This is a genomic window from Stenotrophomonas maltophilia group sp. RNC7, assembly GCF_030910085.1.
Classification (GTDB): Bacteria; Pseudomonadota; Gammaproteobacteria; order Xanthomonadales; family Xanthomonadaceae; genus Stenotrophomonas; species Stenotrophomonas sepilia.
Genome location: NZ_JAVFVN010000679.1, coordinates 1 through 1,730 on the forward strand (window position 1 = coordinate 1; position 1,730 = coordinate 1,730).

Sequence of the window (1,730 nt, forward strand, 5' to 3'; positions counted from 1 at the left end):
CAGTACTCTCGTGAATAAGAATTTCACCATATTCGCCTTTAAATTGTTCTACATAGTCTATTAATAAACCAACAGTAGGTATCTTTTTGTGTATAAAATGTTTTATTTGTTTTATTGTATCTTCACTTACTATACATACCTTTTCATATGACTGAAGTTTTGAATTAAATACGAGTTTCGATTTGAATCGCGTTGTATATAAAGCGAACTTCAGTTGCGTTAGTGGTGAATTATTTTCGCCTACTAACTGTAGAATTTTTTTCTGTACCTTTCCTAAATAATTATAAAAACTATTAGCTTTTTCTTCATCAGATGGAAACACCAAAGAAATAAAGCTATAAATATCTTTTTCTAAATATGAAAAAATGATGTCATTTAGAATATCGTCTAGCTGCGTTGCTTCCAATATTTCAATGCTATTAAGACTACACCATTTTTTATATGAATCAACTAATAGTAATTTGTTCCATGTTTGTTTTTCATCCTCTATATAGGATGTAATAGTTGATGTGGAAGTTTCTTCAGCGATCTTTAAGTTGTATATAGTACCAGAAATAAGTACATCATTCTTTATATAATCTTCACTCTTAAATGCTGTAACCTTGTATCTTGTATTTTTGAGTACTACATAACCACAATCCAACTTATTTTCTAAGAATCTAACCGCAGTCCCATATTTAAGTGCAGTTCGCCAAAAACATTTTTTTAATTCAGGAATTATAAATTTATCAATATAGATTTCGTTATGCTTTGTTTTGAGGTAAAGAATAATATTTATGTTGATGGTAAGACTTATATCATTAAGTTCAAGGTTGTAAATCATTCTATAATGTTTATTTTTATTTTCTTTATTACTTGATAATGTTGCACTTTCATTTTGTTTTACTTGATACATTATTCAATCCCCCCAAAAATTTGTAATAAAAAAACTACCCAAATAAGGATAGTTGCTTCACCAATAGTTTTTAGTTCAGAACAATAACGTGACTATAGATACATTTGCTATAGTTATTAAGAATCACTTTAATACGTTTAATACAATCCCCTTTCACTTAAAAATACAAAAAAACGTTCTTTAGAAACTATTGAAATAAAGGGTAATCCCTTCATGCTTCAATGTTCCAAAAGAACGTTTTTTTTCACTTAAATTAAAATCATAATAATATTTCTATGGTTTCATTATAACTGTAGAGATAAATGGAATCAATTGGATTTTAATTCTGTATTAGATTCTCAAGAATGGTATTGGTGTAATTTCTCCCTAATCATATTTTCACATAATTGTTCTAGGGTTAATCCATGCTCACTTGCTATTTGCTTTAGCAGCTGTTTCTCATCTTTTTTCAAATAAAACTTTATAGAATCGAAATTGCTTCGTAATATGATTTTATCTTCTCGAATATTTATCGATCCTTCATTAATATGTTTAGTTAGACAATTGATTTCTTCTTGGTTATCTACAGCATTTATTGGAATTGTTGATGGCTTGATATTAACTATTAATTTATCCTCTAAGATATACATATTCATGTTACTTGGTGTTACATATAGGTATAACCAATCTAAAATAACAAAAATTATACTTCCGAAAGATATAGGTTTTGGAAATTTAAATTGAACGGATCCCTTATTAGAAGCATACTTTCCTTTCGTTATAATGCTAGCTGGTGAAAAACCCTCTTCTATTGCATCTTGCAAGGAAAGGAATTCATCCTTATCAGTTAAGATTT

Annotated in this window: 2 protein-coding genes; both read right to left on the bottom strand. The window is 27.9% G+C overall.

Features of this window, described 5'->3' with window-relative positions; all coding sequences use genetic code 11:
• The coding region (locus RCF13_RS14135; protein WP_308141270.1) for a hypothetical protein at positions 1 to 895 on the bottom strand (895 nt) is incomplete at its 3' end.
• A gap of 338 nt (positions 896 to 1,233) precedes the next feature.
• Positions 1,234 to 1,730, bottom strand: a 497-nt coding sequence (locus RCF13_RS14140; protein ID WP_308141271.1) for a hypothetical protein, incomplete at its 5' end; no start/stop codon positions are given.